Source organism: Pseudoalteromonas sp. Cn5-37 (assembly GCF_021532495.1).
GTDB lineage: Bacteria > Pseudomonadota > Gammaproteobacteria > Enterobacterales > Alteromonadaceae > Pseudoalteromonas > Pseudoalteromonas simplex.
Window position 1 is genome coordinate 923995 of sequence record NZ_JAKGBA010000001.1, and the last position, 22805, is coordinate 946799.

General features: G+C 41.6%; 21 protein-coding genes. 14 read left to right on the forward strand and 7 right to left on the reverse strand.

Going from position 1 to position 22805, the window contains the following annotated elements; all coding sequences use genetic code 11:
* Positions 1-106 precede the first annotated feature (106 nt).
* Together L1266_RS04210 and L1266_RS04215 are read right to left on the reverse strand one after the other, a co-directional pair.
* Positions 107-2401 carry a TonB-dependent receptor gene (locus L1266_RS04210; RefSeq protein WP_199529110.1) on the reverse strand — a complete coding sequence of 765 codons (2295 nt, stop codon included), beginning with the start codon at positions 2399-2401 and terminating at the stop codon, positions 107-109.
* Positions 2402-2769: 368 nt separating this feature from the next.
* Positions 2770-4464: a mechanosensitive ion channel family protein gene (locus L1266_RS04215; protein ID WP_235376934.1), complete on the reverse strand. Its 1695-nt coding sequence runs from the start codon at positions 4462-4464 to the stop codon at positions 2770-2772.
* A gap of 156 nt (positions 4465-4620) precedes the next feature.
* On the opposite strand from L1266_RS04215, the gene L1266_RS04220 reads away from it, so the two are divergent.
* A complete protein-coding gene (locus L1266_RS04220; RefSeq protein WP_054551794.1) occupies positions 4621-5169 on the forward strand; it encodes an HdeD family acid-resistance protein in 549 nt (182 codons plus the stop codon).
* Positions 5170-5191: 22 nt separating this feature from the next.
* On the opposite strand, the gene L1266_RS04225 is transcribed toward L1266_RS04220, so the two are convergent.
* A complete protein-coding gene (locus L1266_RS04225; protein ID WP_054551795.1) occupies positions 5192-6064 on the reverse strand; it encodes a mechanosensitive ion channel family protein in 873 nt (290 codons plus the stop codon).
* Between the two features lie 198 nt (positions 6065-6262).
* On the opposite strand from L1266_RS04225, the gene L1266_RS04230 reads away from it, so the two are divergent.
* From L1266_RS04230 to L1266_RS04260, 7 genes are all read left to right on the forward strand, one after another.
* Entirely contained in the window at positions 6263-6472 is a 210-nt protein-coding gene (locus L1266_RS04230; protein WP_138616917.1) for a hypothetical protein, read from the forward strand.
* A 217-nt stretch (positions 6473-6689) separates the two neighbouring features.
* Positions 6690-8828: a M3 family metallopeptidase gene (locus L1266_RS04235; protein WP_235376935.1), complete on the forward strand. Its 2139-nt coding sequence runs from the start codon at positions 6690-6692 to the stop codon at positions 8826-8828.
* A 147-nt stretch (positions 8829-8975) separates the two neighbouring features.
* The gene (locus L1266_RS04240) at positions 8976-9854 is read left to right on the forward strand and encodes an amidohydrolase family protein (protein WP_235376936.1); all 879 of its coding nucleotides are present in this window, start codon (positions 8976-8978) and stop codon (positions 9852-9854) included.
* Complete coding sequence (locus L1266_RS04245) at positions 9851-10402, forward strand: amidohydrolase family protein (RefSeq protein ID WP_235376937.1); 552 nt, start codon at positions 9851-9853, stop codon at positions 10400-10402. The genes L1266_RS04240 and L1266_RS04245 overlap by 4 nt, the downstream gene beginning before the upstream one ends.
* Positions 10403-10500: 98 nt before the next feature.
* Entirely contained in the window at positions 10501-11358 is an 858-nt protein-coding gene (locus L1266_RS04250; protein WP_235376938.1) for a carboxylate/amino acid/amine transporter, read from the forward strand.
* 35 nt (positions 11359-11393) lie between these two features.
* The gene (locus tag L1266_RS04255; protein ID WP_235376939.1) at positions 11394-12623 is read left to right on the forward strand and encodes a glycerophosphodiester phosphodiesterase family protein; all 1230 of its coding nucleotides are present in this window, start codon (positions 11394-11396) and stop codon (positions 12621-12623) included.
* 89 nt (positions 12624-12712) lie between these two features.
* Positions 12713-13450: a dienelactone hydrolase family protein gene (locus L1266_RS04260; RefSeq protein WP_138601422.1), complete on the forward strand. Its 738-nt coding sequence runs from the start codon at positions 12713-12715 to the stop codon at positions 13448-13450.
* Here L1266_RS04260 and L1266_RS04265 read toward each other — a convergent pair.
* Positions 13447-14358 (reverse strand): LysR family transcriptional regulator, encoded by a 912-nt coding sequence (locus L1266_RS04265; RefSeq protein WP_138601419.1) that lies wholly within the window; start codon positions 14356-14358, stop codon positions 13447-13449. The genes L1266_RS04260 and L1266_RS04265 overlap by 4 nt on opposite strands.
* A gap of 134 nt (positions 14359-14492) precedes the next feature.
* Between L1266_RS04265 and L1266_RS04270 the strand changes: the two genes are divergently transcribed.
* Positions 14493-15179 (forward strand): type 1 glutamine amidotransferase domain-containing protein, encoded by a 687-nt coding sequence (locus L1266_RS04270; protein WP_054551802.1) that lies wholly within the window; start codon positions 14493-14495, stop codon positions 15177-15179.
* A 112-nt stretch (positions 15180-15291) separates the two neighbouring features.
* Positions 15292-15882: a rhomboid family intramembrane serine protease gene (locus tag L1266_RS04275; RefSeq protein ID WP_235376940.1), complete on the forward strand. Its 591-nt coding sequence runs from the start codon at positions 15292-15294 to the stop codon at positions 15880-15882.
* 22 nt (positions 15883-15904) lie between these two features.
* Here L1266_RS04275 and L1266_RS04280 read toward each other — a convergent pair whose 3' ends face one another.
* Complete coding sequence (locus L1266_RS04280; protein WP_235376941.1) at positions 15905-16924, reverse strand: endonuclease/exonuclease/phosphatase family protein; 1020 nt, start codon at positions 16922-16924, stop codon at positions 15905-15907.
* 8 nt (positions 16925-16932) lie between these two features.
* Positions 16933-17307: an STAS/SEC14 domain-containing protein gene (locus tag L1266_RS04285; protein ID WP_054551805.1), complete on the reverse strand. Its 375-nt coding sequence runs from the start codon at positions 17305-17307 to the stop codon at positions 16933-16935.
* Between the two features lie 111 nt (positions 17308-17418).
* On the opposite strand from L1266_RS04285, the gene yghU reads away from it, so the two are divergent.
* From yghU to L1266_RS04300, 3 genes are read left to right on the forward strand one after another with little or no spacing between them, the layout of a single operon-like run.
* Positions 17419-18258: a glutathione-dependent disulfide-bond oxidoreductase gene (gene yghU / locus L1266_RS04290; protein ID WP_054551806.1), complete on the forward strand. Its 840-nt coding sequence runs from the start codon at positions 17419-17421 to the stop codon at positions 18256-18258.
* A 35-nt stretch (positions 18259-18293) separates the two neighbouring features.
* Entirely contained in the window at positions 18294-19592 is a 1299-nt protein-coding gene (locus tag L1266_RS04295; RefSeq protein ID WP_054551807.1) for an MFS transporter, read from the forward strand.
* Between the two features lie 58 nt (positions 19593-19650).
* Entirely contained in the window at positions 19651-20037 is a 387-nt protein-coding gene (locus tag L1266_RS04300; RefSeq protein ID WP_235376942.1) for a hypothetical protein, read from the forward strand.
* Positions 20038-20089: 52 nt separating this feature from the next.
* Here L1266_RS04300 and L1266_RS04305 read toward each other — a convergent pair whose 3' ends face one another.
* Entirely contained in the window at positions 20090-22012 is a 1923-nt protein-coding gene (locus L1266_RS04305; protein ID WP_054551809.1) for an alpha/beta hydrolase family protein, read from the reverse strand.
* A 186-nt stretch (positions 22013-22198) separates the two neighbouring features.
* Here L1266_RS04305 and L1266_RS04310 point away from each other — a divergent pair, with 186 nt between their 5' ends.
* Positions 22199-22798 carry an FMN-dependent NADH-azoreductase gene (locus L1266_RS04310; RefSeq protein WP_235376943.1) on the forward strand — a complete coding sequence of 200 codons (600 nt, stop codon included), beginning with the start codon at positions 22199-22201 and terminating at the stop codon, positions 22796-22798.
* Positions 22799-22805: the final 7 nt, after the last annotated feature.

Below are 22805 nucleotides of genomic sequence, written 5' to 3' on the forward strand. Positions count from 1 at the left end.
TATTCTCTTTCTCTTTAATTAATCCTGCCACTTTAGCAGTTACCAACGCGATTATAAACGAAAAAACCCGCTATACAGCGGGTTTTAATAGGACTTATTTTTCAGCTTAGAAGAAGCTTACTTTAAACTCAGCACCGATGTAACGCTCTTCGTTCACCATTGCTGTGTTGTTATTGAAGTCGATAGCACCGATTGACTGCTGCTCATCAAACATGTTACGAACGAATGCTGATACTTCATATTCGTTGTCGCCTTGTGCCCAAGCATAGCCTGCACGTAAACCAACTTCAGTTAAAGGCTTGCCTTCAAACTCAACTGACTCGTATAAGAAGTAGTTGATTTCGCTGCGGTAAGACACGTCAGCGTAAGTGAAGAATTCACCATCAGCTACTTCGCGGCTATAACGTAATGTAAGGTTAGAGATCCACTCAGGTGCGTGCGGTAAGCTGTTACCGTCTAAAATTGCACGATCTTCAGGACCAAAGGCACCAGGCACTTGGAATGTTGGATCAGTCACTGTACATTGACCACATACTGCAACAGCTAGGTTATCATCTTTAAGCTCTGTGTTGTTATAGCTTAAGTTAAACGTTGCGTTTAGGTTGTCAGTTAATACCCACTCAGTGTCTAACTCAAAACCGTAACCAGTTGTTTTATCAGCATTAACTAAGCGATTGAAGTTTGCACCACCACCTACAGCTGTTAATTGTTGGTCATCCATTGTGTAGTAGAACACTGTTGCGTTTACACGACCTTGGCCGTCAAGCACGTCTGATTTGATACCTGTTTCGAATGACGTCACAGTTTCAGACTCAGCAACAGTTACTTCATCACCGAATAAGATACGACCTTGGATACTTGGTGCACGGAAGCTGTTAGCTACACGCGCGTACCAGTTTACGTCATCGTTGATCTTGTAGTTAGCAGATAAATCCCAGCTAACATGGTCGTCACTTGGGTTTTCTGTTAGGTATAACGCACCGCCACCTGCTGGGCTTAAAGTACGGTTTGCAGAGAACTCTTTTTCGTCATCTGAGTAACGAAGGCCTGCAGTGATTTTTAAATCATCTGTGATTGTGTAATCTAATGAACCGAATACCGCCCATGCTTTGGTATCTTGCTGCTGGATAACATAGCCGTTTAACTCACCCGGTGTTGAACCGTATGTATCGTAGCTGAAGTTTTCGATTGTTAGCGCTTCATCAAAGTAGAAAACACCTACTTGGAAGTTTACGTCGCCAGCATAGTTGCTAGATAAACGAAGTTCTTGCGTGTATTGGTCTTGATCTGGAATGCCGTCAGCACTTTCAGAGTAGAATGGAATAAAACCTGGGCCCATTGGAGCTGAAGGATCGTCTTTAACATAAAAGCCGTAACCACCGTCGATGTCAGCGCGAGAATAGATTTCGGCACTTTCCCATGCAGAGATTGACGTAAGAGTTAAATCATTGATATCCCACTCAAGCTTTAAGCTTGCGCCTTGAGATTCAACTTGTTGTGTCGCACGAGAAGCCGCATCGTGGTAAACCACATCGTGCTCAAAATTATCTACTAAGTCGTTTGAACCCGCTTTAATAGCGTTACCACGGAATGCGATTGGCTTACCGTCCATATCACGAACGTGGTAGTTGAAAAGACCTGTGAAATCGTCACCTTCGTATAAAAACTGAATACGTGCCGCTTTTTCAGTGTAACCACCTAAAACGTCATCTTGTTCAAAACCTGGTGCACGGTTATCAATATAATCGTCTTTTTCTTGCCAAAGTACAGAAACACGCGTTGATAAACGGTCTGTTAAGCCACCGCCAACAGCACCTTCAAAGTCAACTGCGCCACGGCTACCGTATGATACTGAGCCATAGCCTTCAAATTCTTGTGATGGTTTAACTGTATCAAATTTAACAAGGCCTGCCGGTGTGTTACGACCAAATAAAGTACCTTGTGGGCCACGTAGAACTTCTACACGTGCTACGTCAAATACAGGGAAACCTTTTAAGATTGCATTCTCTTGAACAACTTCGTCTACAACTAACGAAACTGGTTGAGAAGCATTTAGGTCAAAGTCAGTGTTACCTAGACCACGAACATAAAAGCGTGGGAAAGAACGACCAAACGAAGATTCGATTGATAAGCTTGGGATCTTCGCGTTCATAAAACGAATATCCATACCAGCTGAGCTGTAAGCGTCTAAGTTGTCACCTTGTAATGCAGATACAGCAACAGGTACTTCCTGAGCATTTTCTACACGTTTACGTGCGGTGATTTGAATAACTTCTAGTTGGTTGTTTTTTGCTGCTGGCGCTTCGTCTGCAGCAAGAGTTGAAAATGAAGTACCTGCTACGGCAGAGAACAACGTTGCATTGATAAGTGTTGCTAACGTAGATCTTTTCATTGCTTTCATGTCGGGTTTTAACCTTTTTTATGCACTCTTATTCAACGGTGATGATGTTGCGTCAATTCATTTGACGGGCTCGGCCAATTTTTCGCGCCTTGTAATAAGCTGCGCGGACCTCTAAATCGAGAGTGCAAAACGAAGTGAAGAGGCTGAACGAACGCTGACGATTATAACACTTTATGACACTTTTACTGCATTAAAAGTTAGAAATATACAAATTTTTTACAACAATTAGCGGCAACATCGACGCATTTAGAAGATTTTATGCAATTATTTTTCAATAAAGCGGACATATGTCCTGTGCATCTAATTACAACAATGTGTAGACATTATGTACAAATGAGAGCCACTTTCATTTGCTCCTTTTTCAGTAACTAATCGGTAACTCGTGCGAATTCTGGGTTAGCTAATTCGCATTCATGCTCATTTAATAAGCCTAACACTGCTAAATTTAATTCTTCGATTACTTCCATATAAAATGCAAAGTCGACGGTCTCTACGTAGCTTAGTACATCCACTTGTAAAGCCCAAGGCGTAAAGCCTTTAAAGCGAACCCGACACGGTTCAAAGGCGATATGCTTATGTTGTTCTAATAACTCTCTTAGGGCCTGCATAAACGACATAAGATTTTGTTGCTTGGTGTTGGCACTGAGCATCAGTTTAGGTCGATAAGAAATTCGCTCTCGTTCAGAGACGTTCTCAAGCTGCATATCAACAAACTTAGCATTTGCTACATAAATGACAGAGCGGTCAAGGGTTCGGATACGCGTGGCTCTTAAGCCTATTTCTTCCACAGTCCCCAACTGACTGCCAAATTTACATAGATTACCTATTTTTACCGGCGCAGAAATATAAAGGGTGATTGCAGCAATGATATTCTCAACAGTTTTTTGCGCTGCAAGGGCAATAGCAAGCCCACCAATGCCTAAGCCAGCTAACAAGGTAGTAGCATTAAAGCCTAAATTTTCAAACCACATAAATAGCAATGAAATGACAATCAGAGTTTTTGCTACATTGCTTATAGGTCGTAATAAGAAAATCGCTTGTGGCTTATCTTGTTTAATAAAACGCTGGCTTAATCTGTGTTTGGCAAGATCAACTGCCCGTAAACAAATCCAACCCCACGCAATCAATAACACAGTTGCGCCATGGAATAGCGCCATTACAGCAATAGTGACATTTGATTGGTCGTTAAGTGAACGCGCCATAAACACAGCAAGTAACAGGCTAATTGGCCCATTAATAAAACCAATAACGTCATTTTCTACAGGTACTTTCAAATGTGCGAGGATAAATGTGATTAAGCGAGTAATGATAATCGCGACTAGCAAAAACAACACAAATGAGAAGGCAAAATAAATCCATTGCCAAAGCATCACCCCCAAAAACTCGATGTCTGGCAAGTTATCATATAGCCATTCACCTACTTTGTTATAACCATACTCTTTGGTGAGTAACGGTATTTGACTTACCGTTGCATTTGATATTTTCCAGATCCGATTATCTGTTTTATCATCAGGTACTAGTTGTAATAAAATTTGTACCTTACCTTGTGATGTACTGATTTCCCCCACCAAATCACGATAGCTAGGCACACTTTCTTTTTGTTTACCTTCAGGCTTATTACTCAAGTTATCAACATCAACCCATAAGGTACGATCCAGTACCACTGATAAATTTTCAGCAAGTTGAATTTTTCCTAATGCTTCAACGTCTTTAGGTAGATTACGATAGTCAAGATAATGGCTAGCCAGTTCAAAATCGCGAGCGCGAGCCGCTTTTAAGTAACCCTGCATTGAACTACGTGGCGTTATCCGGTCAAAGGCATCATAGGGCAAGTCATCTTCGAGAGATTCCTGCGCTTTTTCAGCTGTTGAAGGTGTATTGGTTTCTGATTCTTGTTTGACGGGCTTTTGTTCGACTTGTTCTTCCTTGCTGTCTTTATCAATTAAGGATTTAACGGTCACTTCTGGTGTGGTTGTTGCCCATAATGGCGCGTTAAACAACAGTAAAAAACACACTAATAACTTACTAAATTGTAATGAAAACTGGGTATTACAACGGCTCACGCTTTATTCCTTGTTCGATAAACATTAAATCGCTGAAATATTCAGCTAATTAAATTAGAGCATGGTTTGTGTAACTGTACAAAAAATAATTAAAAATCTTTGCAAGTAAGCGCTGAGATGATAGTTATATAGAGACTAAAGCAAAGGAAAACGATAATGCAGATTTCAAGTTCACTCATTCCTCATTGGTCGTCATTGATGATCCATGGCGCCATTGCCATCGTTTTTGGCTTGTGTGGTTGGTTTGCCCCAGAAGCTTCACTAGCGATTCTGATGTTTATTTTCGCCGCTTACTTTTTTGTCGATGGTGCCATTAGGACTTGGTTAGCTATTGCTTCAAAAAATGAAAACCCACTTTGGTGGATGCTATTAGTGGGTGGTTTAATTTCAATTGCTGCTGCACTTGTAACCCTGTTTGCTCCCAACGTAACGGCTATCTTAATGCTCTACTTTATTGCCGCATGGGCCATTGCTATCGGTGTAATTGAAATATTGATTGCGAGTAAACTACGTAAAGAGATCAGTAATGAGTGGCTGCTAATTGGTAGCGGTATTATTTCAATAATCTTTGGTGGTTATCTGATATTTAACCCAGGCGCAGGCATAATCACCCTCCTGTGGCTAGTAGCAAGCTATGCAATCGTGTTTGGCATAATGATGGTGTTACTTGCTTTGAAGCTGAAAAAACTCAATGAACAAGCATAAAAAAGCGGCTTAGCCGCTTTTTTTATTTTTGGCTGTTACGCCTTGTTAAAGCAATTTCACCATCAATATGAATATCGCGCTGCGGGAATGCGATAGTAATGTTGTTTTCAGCAAATACTTTATAGATGCTAAAACGCAGCTCACTGCGCACTTGGCGAAGCGGTGCTTCTGATTCAGCACATACCCAGAAAATAGCGCTAAAAGTTAAAGAGCTATCAGCAAAGTCATCAAACAATACTGACGATGCAGGTGTTTTTAAAATGGCTGGATGCTCATTAAGAATTTGCTTCATCAGCTTTTCAACCAATACCACATCTGAACCATAAGCAACGCCAACATTTACAAACGAACGAGCATTACGGTCAATTAAGGTCCAGTTAGTTACCGTGTTTTCTAATAAATGGCTATTAGGTACCAGCATATGCACACCATCGTTACGACGGATACGGGTTGAACGGGTATTAATAGTCTCGACAACCCCTTTTGCTGTACCTACTTCTAAAAAGTCACCAATACGAATTGGCCGCTCCCACATTAATATCCAACCACTAATAAAGTTATTAATAATGTTTTGCGCACCAAAACCAACACCGATAGCAATGGCACCAGAAACAAATGCAAACGCCGTCAAAGGAATATTGAGTACCTCAAGCGAGGTAAACACAAGTACTGCGATGGTCACAACAAGATAAATACGCGTGAACAGGTGAACTGTGTCAGGACCTAGGTTTTTTGCCTGCAATGCTTTTTTAATTAATCGACCAATCCAGGTGACCACAAACCACATTAAAAACAGTACCAAAGGTACTTGAATTACTTTTAGTACAGTAATTTGCACATCGTTGTAGGTGAACAAGACAAACGATAGTGCAGATTGCAGATCAGCAAGGGTCATAAATTAACATTCCTAGTAAAAAATGAGTTTGATTCAGTTGTGACTAAGTTTAGCACGGCATAATAGGTGAAAACTTGGTAAATACTAAGTTCTTTATGCGCAATATGCGCTAATTATTAACTATTTTAGACTACAGCTGCTATATACATAGAGAGAGCTTGAGGTTTCACAGGCTTTGAATAGCACGAGGAGAACACAATGTCACAAATGACGCTCACACAAAAACTTGCCACTTTACAACCCTTGGTCGATCTAAACTTATTTGAATCAAGTTTAGAGTACCGTAACCGCATCTTAAACTTACTTGCTGAGCAAGAACACTCACTGACTTTAATTAACAAAGAGTTTGGCAACGCTATGCCAGAAAGCTTTGGCTCAGAGAAAAAGTTTGTGTTGGGTTACAACTAACCTATGGTGATTTATTACCAACAAGATTTAAACTGGCAGCTAGTGCCACTTTTTACTTAAGTGAGCCATTAATACACAATTGATGGCTTTTTACGCACATTTATCCCCTCCATCACATTATTTGCGTTCAAATTCCCCATTCAGACGACAAACTTGATTGTTTCTAGCCAAAAATTTGATAAGTTAGAAAAGATTTATCCACATTTTTGGAGCTCTCATGCGTAAGACCTTAGTAGCAACTACGATTGCTAGTGTGCTTTTATTATCTGCTTGTAGTTCACAACAAGCCGACACTCAAACTCAAGTTGAAACTGCCGCTGAAACACAAACAGCTAATGTTGAAAACGTTCTTTTCAAGCCAAGCCCTTTACAATACATGGCCCCTGAGTTTGATAAAATTTCGACCAAAGATTACGAGCCAGCGTTTGAAGCAGGCATCGCACAGCAAAAAGCTGAAATTGCAAAGATTGCAAACAACCCAGAACCAGCAACATTTGAAAATACCCTTGTTGCTATGGAGTACTCTGGTGAGCTATTAGACCGTACGTCTGCGGCATTTTTTAATCTATCGGGTTTAATCTCTGACAGTGAGTACCAACGTGTCGCCGCGAAAATGGCGCCGATTATGTCAGCTCACACTGATGACATTTACTTAAACAAAGCTTTATTTGCTCGCGTACAAAGCATTTACGACAACAAAGCGTCGTTAAATGCAGAAGATCAACGTCTTGTTGATTACTACTACAAAAAGTTCGTTAACGCAGGTGCAAAACTAACTGAAGCTGAAAAAGCAAAAATGCGTGAAATCAACGCAGAGCTTGCCAAGCTTTCAACTGAGTTTTCACAAAACATCTTAAAGTCATTCAAAGAAGATGTGATTTTAGTTAAAGATAAAAGCGAGCTAGCGGGTTTATCTGAAGGTGAAATTGCAAGCCTTGCAGCTGCTGCCAAAAAAGCAGGTAAAGAAGGTTACATGATCACACTGGTGAACACGACTCGCCAACCTATCTTACAAAGCCTTGAAAACCGCAAGCTTCGTGAAAAGATTTGGACAACGTCTTCAACGCGTGCACAAGCAACAAACAGCCCTATCATCATCAAAGAAACTAAGCTACGTGCAGAAAAAGCGGCATTACTTGGTTATAAAGATTGGGCTTCGTATGTAATGACTAATCGTATGGCGCAAACAACTGAAAATGTTTACGGCATCCTTGATGACTTAGCACCGAAAGCGGTTGCTAAAGCAGAAGCAGAAGCAGAGCAAATCCAACAAGTAATTAAAAAGTCAGGTGAAACGTTTGCACTTCAACCTTGGGACTGGGCGTTTTACGCTGAAAAAGTTCGCCAAGAGAAGTACGACTTAGACCCAGCTTTAGTTAAGCCTTACTTTGAAATGCAGTCAGTGATCCACGACGGTCTATTCTTTGCGATGAATAAACTTTACGGTATTACCTTTAAAGAGCGTAAAGACCTACCGGTTTATCACGAAGACGTCATGGTGTTTGAAGTATTTAACGAAGACGGTAGCGCTATCGGCCTATTCTACATGGACCCTTACGCACGTGAAGGTAAACGTGGTGGTGCCTGGATGAGTGCCTATGTTAGCCAAAGCGGTCTTAAAGACACTATGCCTGTGATCTACAACGCACAGAACATTCCTAAGCCAGCTGAAGGTCAACCTACACTCATGACTTTCTCTGAAGTAACGACTATGTTCCATGAGTTTGGTCACGCTGCACACGGTTTATTCTCTGACGTTAAATACCCAAGTTTAGCAGGTACAGCCACTGCTCGTGACTTTGTTGAGTTCCCTTCACAAGCACACGAAGACTGGAATATTGAACCAACAGTACTGGCAAACTATGCCAAGCACTACAAAACAGGTGAGCCAATTCCAAAAGCGCTTTTAAATAAAGTACTTGAGTCACAAAAATTCAACCAAGGCTTTGATACAACTGAGTATTTAGCTGCGGCACTGCTTGATATGGAATGGCACTCATTTGGTGTTGATGCTGACGTTACAGACGTTCAAAAGTTTGAACATGATGCATTAGACAAGCACGGTATTGCTTACTACCCAGTACCACCACGTTATAAGTCTTGCTACTTCAGCCACACCTTTGCCGGTGGTTACTCAGCGGGTTATTACGCTTACCTTTGGACTGAAGTATTCGCAGCAGATGCGTTTGCACACATGACTGAAGAAGGTGGTTTAACACGTGAAAACGGTGATAATTTCCGTAAAGAGATTTTATCAAAAGGTAACAGCCGCGACTTAATGCAAAGCTACATTGAGTTCCGTGGTCAAAAACCAACAACAGACGCACTATTAAAGCGTCGTGGTTTAGTTGAATAATCACACTGTTGTTTAGAGTATGAGGGGTAACCCTCATACTTTTTAAGTATCAATTAAATTTTCACCCCGCTTTTATTCCTATTCACCTCAAAGTCGTTGTCAGTTAACTCGTTTTTGCTAATCTCAAAGAAAAACACGAGCTCACACATGAAAAACGCTTTACTTTTAGGACTTTGCTCAGCATTAGCTGCATGTTCATCACCCCCAGATGAGCGCGCTGACATCGTGATAGAAAACGCCCAAATTATTGATATGCAAACTGGGGCTATCGCAACACAGCAATCTCTTGCCATTCGCGATGGAATTATCATTAAACGTAGCGATAAACCTTTAAGTAGCCACTATCAAAGCTCAACATTGATTGATGCCAAAGGTCAGTATGTCATGCCTGGTCTATGGGATATGCATGTTCATTTTGGCGGTGGTGATGAGCTTATTGAAGAGAATAAACAGCTCTTGCCACTGTATTTAGCTTACGGCGTAACGACTGTTCGTGATGCTGCGGCTGATTTAAGTGAATCTGTACTTAGCTGGCGAGAACAAGTAAAACAAGGTCAGTTAGTGGGGCCAACTATTTTCACCTCAGGCCCGAAATTAGAAGGTAAAGGGTCTATTTGGCCTGGTGATTTAGAAGTAGAAACGACTGAAGAAATGCATGCTGCAATGGATCTGTTAGACAGCATGGACGTTGATTTTATCAAAATTACCGACAGCGCTTTAACGCCTGAGCTTTATCTAAAGGCAGTAAAAGAGGTTAAAAAACGGGGTTACCAAATTTCGGGGCATATTCCATTTTCATTGTCTGTGACTGATGTCTCCAAGGCGGGGCTTGATGCTATTGAGCATATGACCTATATGCTTAAAGCTGCGGCTAAAAACGAAGCGGATATTTCTGCAAAGGTTGCCTCAAAAGAGCTGAGCTATCGCACTGCGCTGCCCATTATCACCGCGCAGTTTGATGAACCAACAGCCATGAGAAGTTTACGGTTCTTGCTAACAACGACACCGCCGTGGTGCCAACCTTGATTGGTGGCAAAATAACGGCTTACATTGATGAAGATAATCATCAGGACGATGCCTATTTAGATTATTTAGGTAAGGGTTTAAAAGCGACTTATCAATGGCGAGTTGATAGAGCTAACAAAGACACCCCTGCACAAATCAAACAACGCAAAGAGCGTTTTATTAAAACCGCACAGTTACTCCCTATCGCCCAACAAGCAGGTGTGAGCATTATTGCAGGCACAGATGCAGGCTTTTTAAATTCGTATATTTATCCGGGGCTTTCTTTACACCAAGAACTGAGTATTTTTACTGAATATGGCCTAACACCACTGCAAACGCTGCAAGCTGCGACACTTGCGGGGCCTAAATTTTTAAAAAAACAACAGCAATACGGTGCCCTTAGTGAAGGCAAAGTAGCGGATCTCATTTTGCTTTCAAAAAACCCGCTTATTGATATTCGTAATACACAAACGCTAAAGGGTGTTGTCTCGCACAGCACGTTTTACGATAGCAACGCACTTGAGCTTTTAAAGCAACAAGCCAAAGCCTTTGTTGCCAGCCAACCCTAACCCCCCCATTGCCCATGACCGCGTATTATCCGTCATGGGCAATTTTAATTTTCAGCCATCTCATATACACTGCCCTTTTTGCACATAACTCGAATAACATGACCTACTTATTTGCTGTAACCCTGCTTTGGGCCTTTTCGTTTAGTCTTATTGGTGTCTATTTAGCAGGCCAAGTGGATGCATGGTTTAGTGTATTAATGCGTATTGGCTTGGCAACTTGCGTATTTTTGCCCTTTTTACACTGGCGTAAAACTCCTAAAGCCTTAGCCCTAAAGCTCATGGCAATTGGCGCAGTACAACTTGGTGTGATGTACAGCTTCTATTACCATTCGTTTTTGTACCTTAGCGTGCCCGAGGTACTGCTATTCACGGTAATGACGCCACTTTACATCACTTTGTTAAACGATTTGCTTGAAAAACGTTTTAATGCCAAGTTTTTATTCGCCGCATTACTGGCTATTTTAGGCGCCGTTGCTATTCGCTATGAAGGCGTCGATGAGAACTACCTTATTGGTATGTTAATGGTGCAGGCTGCCAATATTTGCTTTGCCACTGGGCAAGTAACCTACAAACGTTTAATGCAAGATGAGCAGCTCCCCCACTCTCGGGTGTTTGCTTGGTTCTTTGTTGGCGCTTTAATTGTCGCGCTGATTTGTTACGGTTTATTTGGTGATACCAGTAAGCTACCCACCACAACGACACAATGGGGCGTGTTAATTTACTTAGGCACGATTGCTTCAGGGCTTGGTTATTTTGCTTGGAATAAGGGCGCGACCATCGTCAATGTAGGTGCCTTGGCTGTCATGAATAATCTACTGATCCCAGCAGGGATCATCGTTAACATTGTGATATGGAATCGTGATGCCGATATCATCAAGCTTACCATCGGCGCAGCGATTATCTTATTAGCACTTATTATAAATCAGAAACTTAATAAAACTGCCATGGAGCAATGATAGGCTAAACTCGATTAGATTAGAGGAATGCTGTTATGCGCGCACTGGTTTTATGTTGTTTAGTTTTAATTATTCAAGGTTGTAAAAGTCTGCCTGAGGAGCAGGCAGTGCAAGTGGGTGCTAGGCCTTATTATTTAATCGACAAGATGACAGATGGACTTTTAAAGCAGCAACTTGCGGCATGCGGTAATGGCCCTTTCTATAAAACTGATTTTGTAATTGGTCATCGTGGCGCCCCTATGCAGTTTCCTGAGCACAGCAAAGAGTCATATTTGGCTGCTGCAAGAATGGGCGCTGGCGTACTTGAATGTGACGTCGCCTTTACTAAAGACAAACAACTCGTGTGTCGCCATTCACAGTGTGATTTACACACCACTACCAACATTTTAGCGATTCCTGAGTTGGCTGCAAAATGCAGCCAACCTTTTACCCCGGCCAAAGGCGGCCAACCAGCTCAGGCTAAATGCTGCACCAGCGATATCACCCAAGCTGAGTTTTTAACCTTAAAAGCTAAAATGGATGGCGCCAATGCAAATGCCAAAACCGTCGCAGAATATATGCAAGGTACACCAAGCTGGCGCACTGATTTATACGCAAACAGTGGCACTGTTATGACCCACCAGCAAAGCATTGAGTTATTCAAATCACTAGGTGTAAAAATGACACCCGAGCTAAAAAGCCCAGAAGTTAGCATGCCATTTAACGGTTTTAGCCAGCAAGATTATGCGCAAAAAATGCTTGATGAGTATCGGGATTTAGGTGTGAATAGCGATGATGTGTATCCGCAATCATTTAATCTTGAAGATGTGAAGTATTGGCTAAGCAATCACCCTGAATTTGCGAGCAACAGTATTTATCTTGATGGCCGAGATGAGCAAGCAGACTTTGATGCGATGGATGAAACAACTTGGCAGCCATCAATGCTGGCTCTGTATGACGATGGAGTACGCATTATCGCACCGCCAATGTGGATGCTTTTAAGCCTTGATGAGTCAGGTAAAATCGTGCCATCGCTTTATGCTATTAAAGCTAAACAAGCCGGACTGAACATCATTACTTGGAGTTTAGAGCGCTCTGGTCCATTAAATAATGGCGGTGGTTATTATTACCAGTCGATTGCCCGTGTAATTAAACAAGATGGGCAAATGATGAAAGTGGTAGACGTCCTTGCTAAGCAAGTGGGTGTGATGGCTATTTTCTCTGACTGGCCTGCTACTCTTACCTATTACGCAAGCTGTATGCAGTATCCTGCCTCAGAGAGTTAACTGAGCATCAATAAATTTCAAGGGCTTTTACTCGTCCAAAAGGTGGGGCTGAGGTATTATTCGCTAAACCGTTTTTTACAAGGATAAACATGATTATTCAGCACCATAGCCACGACATAGCGACCAACACAGGCGCAATGCGCACCAGTATTTATCGCCCTGTAGAAGAAGGTAAATACCCGTGTATTATCTTCTACTCTGAGATTTTCCAAGAAACAGCACCAATTGCACGCTCTGCGGCAATACTTGCTGGTCATGGCTTTGTCGTGTTAGTGCCAGAAGTTTTTCATGAGTTAAATCCTATTGGGACAGTACTTGCCTATGATGATGCTGGTAAAGACAAAGGCAATGCCGACAAATGGGCAAAACCGCTTGAGAGCCATGACTCAGACACTGACGCTTTAATTGCATTTGCACGTCAGCAAGATTACTGCACAGGGAATGTAGGTGCGATGGGCGTATGTATTGGTGGTCACCTTGCATACCGTGCTGCATTAAACCCAAGTATCAAAGCCGCTTTTTGTTTATACGCGACAGATATACACAGCGATACTTTACCAGCGCAAGCGGGTAATAACTCATTTGAGCGCATGGCAGATATTAAAGGTGAAATTCATTTTGTTTGGGGTAAACAAGACCCACATGTACCAAAAGAAGGCCGCCTTAAAATTTACAAACAAGCGGTGGCAACAGGCATTAATTACCAGTGGCAAGAAGTGAACGCCCAACATGCGTTTATGCGCGACGAAGGCGACCGATACGATCCAGCCCTTGCCATCAGCATGTATCAACAAGCCGTTGCTTTATTTAATCGCACACTTGTTTAAATCGTCATAGTGGCTACTTGATTAGTAAAATAATCCTTCAAGTAATCGAGTAAAACCCGCAGTTTTTTACTTCCCGCCGCCCCTGGCGGGAATACGCCATAAAGTTCAATATCAGCAGTTTTGTAATCATCTAAGATTGTGCGTAACAATCCTGCTTTGATCCTGGGTAGTGCATCATAAACTGGGATTTTCGCTAAGCCATGCCCAGCTTCTACAAAGGCAGTTCGTGCAGCAGCGTTATTGGTACTTATGCCACCACTAACAGCCACTTCAAAACGGCGTTTATCTTTTTCGAGCGTGACAACAGCACTACTTGGTTGATACACCACCCATGTATGATCTGCTAAATCGGCGATGCTCTTTGGTATAGGGTATTTTAAAAAGTAATCGACTGAACCGCATAAGCAAGTTGCCATACTTGCAAGTTTAGTCGCTTGTAAGTTTGAGCTTTCAAGGGCCACGCCTCTAATCGCTAAGTCAAAGCCCTCTTTGATGATATCAACCACATCATCACTAAGCTGTAAATCAATATCAATTTTCGGATACAAACGCTTAAACTGAGCCAGTGCCGGTACCACAAGTTGCAAGCCTACATTCACCGGACAACTCAATTTAATTACCCCAACCGGTTCACTCTTTAAGTTCTCAAGGTGTAAGTTAGCAGCTTCAGCGTGCTCGGTGATAGCCTGACAACGTTCATAATAAGCCATACCTGCTTCGGTGAGGGTCATGGTACGCGTTGAGCGGTTAAGTAACGTGAGCTTTAATTGCTGTTCTAATTTCTTTAAGTGATAACTAACTACAGCCCTTGATAAACCAAGTTGTTGAGCCGCTTTAGTTAAGCTGCCTTGCTGCACAATGTGGGCAAATACCACCATACTTTTTAGCTGCTCAAACGATACTTTCATACAAACTCCTAATCTAACCTGAATCATTGTATCAATTATTAAACCAATGAAGTCAAGTTTATCTGCGTTGTTTAATTCAACTCTCACCCCTATAGTTTTATCAACGATGTTTAATTCACAAAAAGGGATTCACTATGTCAGCTAAGAAAATTTTAATGGTACTTACTTCACACGATCAGCTTGGCGATACAGGCCATAAAACGGGTTTTTGGGTCGAAGAATTTGCAGCACCCTACTACGCCTTTATTGATGCTGGTGTAGAGGTAACTTTAGCCTCTGTTAAAGGTGGCCAACCTCCGGTTGATCCAAACAGTGCAGCCCCTGATGCGGCAACCGATGCAACAAAACGTTTTGAGCAAGACAGTGCGGCAAAAACTTTAATGGCTAATACTAAACCTCTTGCTGAAGTTAAAGCCGATGATTTTGATGCGGTATTTTACCCAGGTGGCCATGGTCCGTTATGGGATTTAGTTGATAACCAAGATTCGATTAGCTTAATTGAGCAATTTCTTAACTCAGATAAGCCAGTCGGTGCAGTATGTCACGCCAGTGCCGTATTACTGAATGCGAAAAATGCCGCTGGTAAATCTGTGGTATTTGATAAAAAAGTAACAGGCTTTAGTAATTCAGAAGAAGATGCCGTACAGCTTACCAAAGTTGTGCCATTACTTGTTGAAGATGAATTAATCAAACAAGGTGGTCAGTATCAAAAAACTGATGACTGGGGCGAGCTTGCGATTGAAGATGGCCTACTAATCACAGGGCAAAACCCTGCAAGTTCTGAGCTTGCTGCGAAAAAACTATTAACCAAATTAGGTTAAAATAGGTCAACATCCCCTAGACCTTTAGTAAACACCTTGCATATCAAGGTGTTTACCTTCACTTTTAATAAGTTATACTCATTCGGTCACATTGATTTAAGAGCTGCTCATCATGACTGAAAAAAAAGCTGTCAAAATTCCTCCTATCAGTAGTAAGCGATTCGCAATTTTAGGCATTATGCTGGTGTGCTTAGTATTGCAAATAGTTAATTCCCTACCCGGCATAAATTTAAACGGTTTAGGTATATTACCAAGGCAGATGTCTGGTTTATCAGGGGTGTTTTTTGCGCCATTTTTACATGGTGGCTGGGCACACCTTTTTAGTAACCTAGTGCCATTTGCTATTCTCGGCTGGCTAGTTTGCCAATTTAGCGTAAAACGCTTTTGGCTGGTGTTTGCAGGCACAGCGCTCATTGGTGGGTTATTAGTATGGCTATTTGGCCGCAGCAATATTCATGTAGGCCTAAGTGGTGTTATCTACGGTTTATGGGGCTACTTAATTAGCTACGGCATTATGCACCGCTCATTCAAAGCCATTTTAATCAGTATTGCGGTTGTTGTGCTATACAGCGGCCTGATTTGGGGTGTCTTTCCGCAGCGCATTCATATTTCATTCGAAAGCCATTTATTCGGTGCAATTAGCGGCGCATTCATTGGCTATATTATGGCAAAGCGTGATAAACAAAAGAGCCCTAAGCTTTAAACTGACAGCTTAAAGCTATAAGTTAGTCTCTTAACTTCATTGTCACCATCACGACGCCATGGTCGGTACTTTGATCATCATAGGCAAACTGTGGGTTGATTAAGTGCTGATCATAGGTGTGATAATCAACTACCTCGAAAAAGCTGCTCTGAAACCCGGCATCAAACTCACGGGATAACAAAATATAATCAAATACTGAGCTGCTACTACCAAAATAGTGGGTGGCTTCTCTGTCGTTCTCAGTGACAACATGGCGCTGATAGAGTTGCCAACTATCTTGTAGTTTAAACTCTGAACGAGATGGGCTATTTTGGCTATGACCGCTAAAACGAAGGTGGTCAGCGATTAAATGGTTAAGCACACCATCGTGTAACTCATTATTAAAGTCCCCCATCACAATCACAGGGTTATTGGTGTGCGCTCTGCGCTTAATAATTTCAACGAGTAACAGCGCTGCTTCACTGCCACGCTGCATACTTGATGCCCAGCGCCCAAGGGCTTGCGATTTTAACTGCATAACTAAGTTTTGCTGTTCGCTGTGGCTTTCATCATCTTGGTGATGGAGCATGCTGCGCTTAGATTTAAAGTGCACTACATAGCAATCGACGTGTCCTAAGTGAGGTACTTCAAGTGTCGCGCGAATAATACTGCGGCTAAAGTTAAAATTATCGCTCAAGCCCATCGCTAAAATATCATCTTGCTCTGCCTCAACCTGACTGACAGCAACAATTTTAAAGCGTGAGGCAATGGCCACAACCGGATCGCGATAAATAAAGTCATCAATCACCGTTGGCTCATCAACGACTGCAAAATAAGGGTAACCCTCTGCGTTAACTTGATGTTTTAGTTCATTGATACTGAACACTTCTTGAAAGCCAATAATATCTGGCTGCTGATTTTTAAGGTAATCGGCCAACCAGCGCTGCTTTTTGGCCCATTGCTCAGCGCTATAAATGCGCTGAAAATCATAAAAGGCGTCAGGTGGCGCTAAATAATTATATAAATTAAATGTCGCCACCTTTAATTGGCTGTTTTCTATCACTTAATTCCTTATTCGTGTAACCACTCAGAGGCAATAATCGGGTCTTCAAAGTATTTCACTTCGCCACTGATAAACCAGTTACCCACTTTGCTTGCCACTTGTTGCCAGTGTTTGTTACCAACTACTGCTATACGGCAAAACTCTTTGTTGTGTTTAAGGCCTAGCTTAAAATCATCCCACGCGGCTTGTAACTCCCAGCCTTCTAGTTCAGTAATATCAACATAGGCTCTTATTTTTGCACTCGGAACTGCCGCTACAGCATTATCTATAAGCGGAGTGAGAGTTTTATAATCCTCGTGGGTAAGCTTCCCAACAATTTTCATTGTGAGATAAAAAGTCGTGCCAGTGCGCTCAAGGCCAATGGCTAAACCATGCTTTTTCATGTCATCCTCCTTGTTATTCATAATTAATAACTGTACTTCCCTTGCTCTATCTGATCAACTAGGATGGTAGTCTCGTAATGACATTCATTAAAGCACAATTTAGGAGTTTCAATGAGTAATACCGACAGTTATACGCCACCTAAAGTGTGGCAATGGGATGCAGAAAACGGTGGTGAATGGGCGAAGACAAATCGTCCGGTCTCAGGTGCAACCCACGAGCAAGACTTGCCCGTTGGTAAACATGACCTACAACTCTACTCGCTTGCGACACCAAACGGCCAAAAAGTCACTATCATGCTCGAAGAGCTATTAGAGCTTGGTATTGATGAAGCCGACTACGATGCATTTTTAATTAAAATTGGCGATGGTGACCAATTTTCTTCAGGGTTTGTCAGTGTTAACCCTAATTCAAAAATCCCAGCCTTAATGGATCACAGTACCACACCCGTTACTCGCGTGTTCGAGTCAGGTGCAATTTTACAATACCTGGCAGAAAAGTTTGATGCGCTGATCCCAAGCGATCACGCCAGTAAAACAGAATGTCGTAATTGGCTGTTTTGGCAAATGGGCTCTGCCCCCTACTTAGGCGGAGGCTTCGGTCACTTTTATAGTTATGCACCATTTAAAATGCAGTACCCAATTGATCGCTTCACCATGGAAGTAAAACGCCAGCTAGACGTATTAAACCGTCATTTAAGCGACCATGACTACATGGCTGGTAGCGAATATTCAATTGCCGATATCGCTATTTGGCCTTGGTATGGCAGCTTGGTACTTGGCAATTTATATGATGCGGCAGAGTTCTTAGATGTTGAGTCATACAGCCATGTGATGCGCTGGGCAAAACAAATTGAGCGCCGCCCTGCTGTAAAACGAGGTCGTAGAGTCAATAGAACTTGGGGTGATGAAGCTGAGCAATTAGCAGAGCGCCACTCTAAGGAAGATTTTTAAGGGCTTAACGGCCCTTTTTCATAAAAATAAACAGTATGAAAAAGCTCAGTAAAGAAGATATCTATCAACGTCTTAGCAATACCGAAGATGCCCGTGCCTGTAAAGCGATTGATGAAGCTGCTTGTAAAGTGGTACCCGGCAATTTTATTACTTTATTAGTGAGCCAACTATTTAGTAAGTTTGCAGATGCCCTGCTAAACCCTAAAGTGACTCTGCCTTGGCTACTGCAAAGCATTAATGTACCAAGTAGTTTTATTGCTTGGCTTGTGCCTATTCGTGAGTCAGGCTCAATGTTGCCACAACTGGCCATCGCCAGTGCTATTCGTAGGCTCCCAGTTAGAAAGTGGGTTTGGGTGATTGGCGCCATAGTGCAAGCTTTGTGTATTGTAGGCATGCTTATTTGTGCTTTAACACTTCAAGGTGCAACAGCAGGTTTTGCTATCATCGCTATTTTGATTATCTTTAGCCTTGCTCGTGGCTTTAATTCCATTGCTGCAAAAGATGTATTAGGCAAGGTCATACCTAAACAACAACGAGGCAGCATTAGCGGTCTTGCTGCGAGTTTTGCAGGATTTGCAACGCTCACCTTTGGTCTTGGTTTATGGTATCTACAAAGCCTTGGCTATGAAAATGGGGTGTATGTTGCTTTAATGCTGGCCGCTTTAATGTGGCTGTTTGCAGCGCTCAGTTATAGCCGCATTCAAGAATACAAGGGCGCAACCGAGGGCGCTGAAAACGGCTTTTTGCATGCTTTATCAAAATTAAAACTGCTTTACCAAGATAAACAATTTGCTCACTTTATTATCACTCGTGCGTTGTTGCTATGTTCTGCTTTGAGCGCCCCGTTTTATATCGTTCTTGCTAGTGAACAGGCTTTCGACTTTTCACTACTTGCTACGTTTATGGCGCTTTCTGGGCTTGCCAGCTTAGTCTCTGCGCCTATCTGGGGTCGACTAAGTGACTTATCGAGCCGCAAGGTATTAGTGTTTGCTGCAATGCTCGTCACCCTCAACGGTTTCGCCGTTTATTTAGTTGCTTATCTGAGCCCACAAACGCTCAATGAGTTTTGGCTATTACCACTCTGTTATTTTTTACTCACCGTAGCTCATCAAGGGGTTCGCCTTGGTCGTAAAACCTACCTTGTTGATATGGCTGAAGGAAACAAGCGCACTGACTATGTCTCTGTTAGTAATACGGTGATCGGAGTTATATTATTACTGCTAGGTAGCGTCGGCTTACTAAATACCTACTTAACGACTGCTGAGTTAATTTTTTTCTACAGTATCTTAGGCTTACTTGGTGCAATTAGTGCGTGGTTTTTACCCGATGCCTAGACCCTCGGGTAAAAAAAGCGCATAATCGCGCTGATTTTATTTCCAAAAAGGACTTACTATGAAAAAGGCAGCGCTTGCACTTTTTACCCTACTTACACTTTCTGCTTGTAGCACCAGTGTGCCTATTCGTAACTTTGACGCAAACCCTGTACCGCAAATGGTATCTGGTAAACATGACCTTGAAAGTATCAAAACCAATATTTTAAAAGCATGTATGAAACTAGGCTGGACGTGTCGTTCAAATGCCGAAGGTCAAATCTTAGGTAAACTTGATATTCGTAAACACCAATTACGCGTTGATATTACGTTTAACGAGCAAGAATATTCTATTGATTACAAAGATTCGATAAACCTTGATTACAATGGCAAAAAAATCCACCGCCAATATATCAATTGGGTTACCAACTTAATGCGCAATATTGATGCTGAATTAGCCTATAAATAAAATTGACGCAGAATCAGGTATTAAAAAGGCGACCTAGGTCGCCTTTTCTCTGCTAGTTTTTTAAGTTCTTATCGAAGAACTCTAAAAACGCTTTCAACGTTTTAATTCTGTATGGCTGGTGCGATAAGTAATGATCGCCATCTTCAAGCTCAATGTAAGTAACATCTTTACCTTCGTCTTTAAGTTCATCATCCATTTCACGGCTATGATAAACAGGCACTACATTATCATCAGAGCCATGAACCAATAGCACCGGACGATTAATTTGCTTTGCAAAATTAACTGGTGAAACCTTTTCAAGTTTATCGCCATCAGTTCCAAATTGCTTACGCACAATTTCTTTATTAGTGAAATAACGCGCTTTACTAACAATACGCTCAAGATCAGTAACGCCAGCAAAGCTTGCTGCACATTTGAATGTTTCTGGGTGTTTAACCACCGCCATTAATGCAGCATAACCACCATAACTTGCCCCGCCAATACAGATTTTATCTTTATTAGCGATACCTTCCTCAACAAGCCAATTCGCCGCATCTTGCAAGTCATCTTGCATTTCTTTACCAAAACCTTGAACTGCAGCCATCTCAAATTCATGGCCATAGCCACTAGAACCACGGAAGTTTGGTTGCAGTACTGCATAACCATTATAAGCAAGTAATGCAGTCCAATAGTCAAAACCAGCGTAATCACGAGCCATAGGACCACCATGCGGGAACACAATAGTGGGTAGTTTATCGCCTTCTTTGTAACCCACAGGTAAAGTTAAATACCCTTCAATAGTTAAACCATCACGGGCTTTATAACTGATTTTCTTTTTACCGCTGTAAACTGTTTCATTTACATCTGGGAATGCGCTTGCAAATACCGTTAGCTCACTTGTATCGCGATTCCCAATCATGTAAGTTCCAGCACTATCATCACTTGTTAAATAAAGCACATATTGGCGCTGATCTTTACTGGTATCAATGATATCTATGTCAAATTTATCTTTTGGTAAAACAGCGCGTAAACCTGTATAGAGCTTATTTAAATCTTCATTCCAGTAACGGATCCCTTCATCTAATTGAGAGTGTGTAAAGCCTGCTACTTCACCTGTAAGTGGTGAGTAGAAAATATGACCGTCGAAGTCATAGTTATCATCGCTGAACACTAACTCTTTTTTCATGGTCGTTAGGTCCATTTTATAAAGCGCATCATAGCCATCTTTAAGAGCTTTGAAATAAAGAATATTAGGGTCTTTATCGAAGCCCAAAACAGTCACTACATCAGGGGTAAATGCTTTATATTTAAATAACGTTTTACGGTTATCTCTATCTTCATCGTAAAGAATATATTCAAATTCGTCTTCATCCATTTTAAGGGCAATACGCACATTACCTTGGCGGTCTGCTGTCCAATCAATCACTTTACTGCGTGAGCGCTGAATTTTTTTCTTACGAAGTGTATTTAAATTAAGTTCATACACGCCAGGGGCATTGGCAACATCAAAGTCACCTTGAACTAAAATTTTATCTTTTTGATCGGGTAAAAAGCTGATGACCTGATCACCAAATTGCGGTTGGCGTTCATCACGGTTAAAGTTCGGCTTTATAGCTAGTTTTGCCTTACCATCACCATTTATATTGTATGTATATAAACGCGTAGAGGTATATTTAGGGCCGCCAAATTGGCGTTGAATGTAGCGGGCTCCAAGTAACAAAACGTCGTCATTCGCCCACTCATACCAATCGAAGAAAATAGTGTGATTATCTGAACGAATAACAGCATCTGCTTCTTTAGTTTTGCGGTTATAAACCATTAAAACCAACTCACCATTCACATTTCGAATAAACGATATGTGTTCACCACTAGGCGAAAATTTTACTTGGCTAAAAGCCCGTAAAGAGGCAAATGATTCTACAGGGAGTTGCGTGTTTTCAGCAGCACGGGGCATTAAGCTCAGCACTGCAAAAAATGTAAGCAGTAAGTACTTCATAGTAAAGTCCATTTTTTTATTGTTCCGACAATATTAACATTAAATTACAAAAAAAGACTAACTCAAAAAAACTTAGGCATATCTTTCATTCGCTTAAAACGAACATAACACTCGATTAATAGCATTATTAATTTATTTTTTGATAATTATAATGGCTGCACTACTTCAGTTTTCTTAGGTGACATGATGAAAAAAGTACTTGTGTTAAGTTCATCTTTAAATGGTGAACAAGGTAATTCAACCAAACTTAGCCAACAATTTGTTGAGCAACTTGCTAACAACCAACAAATTTCAGTAACAACGCGCGATTTAAGCGACAATGCGATTGCTCACTTAACGCAGACAGAAATGGCTGCTTGGATGACTGATGCAAACGAGCGTAGCGATGAGCAAAAAGCACTTGCTGCAATTTCTGACGATTTAATTGCTGAACTTAACGATAACGAACTGATTGTTATTGGTATGCCAATGTACAACTTTGGAATTCCATCAACATTCAAAGCTTGGATTGATCGTATTGCTCGTGCTGGTATTACGTTTAAATACACTGAGCAAGGCCCTGTAGGTTTAATTGCAGACAAGAAAGTGGTGGTGCTTGCAGCACGTGGTGGTTTGTATCAAGGCACTGACATGGATACACAAACTAAATACTTAAAAGATGTACTTGGTTTTGTGGGTATGACTGACGTTGATTTTATTTATGCCGAAGGTCTTGCGATGCCGGGTGCAGAGCAAAGCTTAGAAGCAGCACAAAACGAAATAAAGACTTTTGCTGCAGCACTGTAATTAGCAG